Origin of the sequence: Enterococcus eurekensis (assembly GCF_042654605.1) — a bacterium.
Classification (GTDB): Bacteria; Bacillota; Bacilli; order Lactobacillales; family Enterococcaceae; genus Enterococcus_I; species Enterococcus_I eurekensis.
Window position 1 is genome coordinate 1 of sequence record NZ_JBHSGT010000076.1, and the last position, 2192, is coordinate 2192.

General features: G+C 35.6%; 3 protein-coding genes. All 3 read right to left on the reverse strand.

Annotated elements, in window-relative coordinates; genetic code table 11:
• Positions 1 to 1542, reverse strand: a 1542-nt coding sequence (gene tnpC, locus ACFO3L_RS11455) for an IS66 family transposase (protein WP_379967698.1), incomplete at its 3' end; no start/stop codon positions are given.
• A gap of 102 nt (positions 1543 to 1644) precedes the next feature.
• A complete protein-coding gene (gene tnpB, locus ACFO3L_RS11460) occupies positions 1645 to 2001 on the reverse strand; it encodes an IS66 family insertion sequence element accessory protein TnpB (RefSeq protein ID WP_373779760.1) in 357 nt (118 codons plus the stop codon).
• Positions 1991 to 2173 carry a hypothetical protein gene (locus tag ACFO3L_RS11465; protein ID WP_373779761.1) on the reverse strand — a complete coding sequence of 61 codons (183 nt, stop codon included), beginning with the start codon at positions 2171 to 2173 and terminating at the stop codon, positions 1991 to 1993. The genes tnpB and ACFO3L_RS11465 overlap by 11 nt, the downstream gene beginning before the upstream one ends.
• Between the last annotated feature and the right edge of the window lie 19 nt (positions 2174 to 2192).

Sequence of the window (2192 nt, forward strand, 5' to 3'; positions counted from 1 at the left end):
TTTAGATTTTATTTCAGCACAAAGAAGCTGAACTTTAGGATCCCAAGGTAAAAACCTTGCAAGAGATTCCTGAGATAGAAAATCACCAAGCTGAGGTAATTCATTAAATAAATAGGTGAAATATTTTCTAGGTGAAAGCCCATTGGCTTTTGCCGTTTCGACAAGACTATAAATAATTCCAGTCGCTTTCGCTCCCGGAATGCTCTTAGAAAACAGAAAATTCTTTCTCCCTATCACAACTTTTTTAATGGAACGTTCAGCTAAATTATTGGATAATTCTAATCGGCCATCATTCATCATACGCGTAAAATCTTTCCAGTGCCCAAGCGTATAATTAATGGCATTTGCTAATTTTCCACGTCCCAGAGCCTGACAATTTCTTAAAAAAGTATATAACTGTTTCCATGCTGTTTTTAACTGACGCTTTCGAAGGAAATAGCGTTTTTTATCCGAATAACCTCTTAATCCCCGCTCCAGACGAAATAAAGAATCAATATGTTTGACAGCTTCTGCAGCCTTTCCTTTTTTATTTGTCCCTATAGCTTCGAAGAATTTTCTTCTCGCATGGCTCAAGCAACGTACAGTTCTAATGTTTGGGATGTTTGAATACGCTGCGTAAGCATCACAGTGCAGATAGCCTGTAAATCCTTTTAAGAAATTTGTAGGAACTGCAGCGGATCGGTATTCATTGTGATGGTAAAGAATGACAGGTTTTTTTGCACGTTCAGTTGTTTGGAATAGCCATAAATAATTCTTCATTTTCTTGCTGTCGAGAACAGTCAAAGGCGTTTCATCTGCATGAAGCACCTTTTCTTTAATAAGTTGTGATTGTAATGCATGATAAATAGGTTCAAGATAACGCTGGCCAATAGTAATAAGCCAATTAGACATCGTTTTTCTTGTCATTTCTAATCCATAGGTTTTCCAATCATTTTCTTGTCGATACAAAGGGATTGCTAATTCATATTTTTGATGAATAATTTCTGCAACCACTGTTGCAGAAGCTAAACTATTATTTAATAATGGTCTCGGTACAGGTGCTTTAACGATTGTTGTTGTTTCATCCTCTGGACAATAGTGACATTTATAAGCATGTTGAATATGGACGTTTTTCTCAAAATGTCCAGGGATAAATATGGGTTCTTCTCTAATAACCGTCTGACCAATGTGACTCATTGTTTCGCTACAACATGGACAAAAACGTGCTTCATCAATTAATTCGTAATGGATGTTGTTCGCTTTTAAATCCTTAATAAGCGAAGCTTTTTTCCCTTTTGGTCTACGCTTACGTTCGTGGGCTTCAATCACTTGAACGGTTTCTTCTTCAGTTGTCTCTGATACGCTAAAAAGCTGGTCATCAAATAAAGCTAATTGATCTTTATTCTCTTTAACCGTTTCTTTTGAACGGCCAAATAAGCGACGGTTCATTTCTGCTACTTGTTCTCGTAATGCTGTAATCTCTTTTCGTAACTGTTGGTTTTCTGCAATTAATTGTTCATTATTTTGAGCCTTTACTTTTAAAGTTTCATCTAAATTCCCCAATAAATTCACCTCCTCAAATTTTATAACCTCTGTTATTATATCATAAAAATAGATAAAAAGATAGCTAAAAACCTTATATTATCAAGGGTTTTAGCTATCTTTTTATGAGATATATCCTTTTACTGCTTGCCCGATAGCTCGTGGTTGATTGATGCTCAAGCCTTCCAACAACCAGCGAATTTGTTGGGCATTTAACAGTTGAACTTCTTGTGAATTCCGCGGCCATTGAAGTTTGCCAGTTTCAAGGCGTTTATAAAGAAGCATAAAACCATTTTTATCCCAATACAGCGCCTTATATCGATCAGAACGATTACCACAAAATAAAAAGAGTGCTTCTGAATAAGGATCAAGATTGTAATTTTCTTGAACTAGGCTAGCTAATCCATCAATTCCTCTCCTAAGATCCGTTTTTCCACAAACAAGATAGATTTGCGGGACTTTTGTATAATCAACGATCATCTAAAACCCACTCCTTCATTAAGTGGAAGAACATATATCGCTCAATCCCTTGATACACTTCAATTTCGATATCATTCTTTTTAACCCTCAAAAGAGGGTTCTCTTCATTTGTTTTTCGTTTTTCTTCATCGATTTCGAATGGTAATGGAACAAATTCATTTTTATTTGACATTAATTAAACCTCCCAAGAT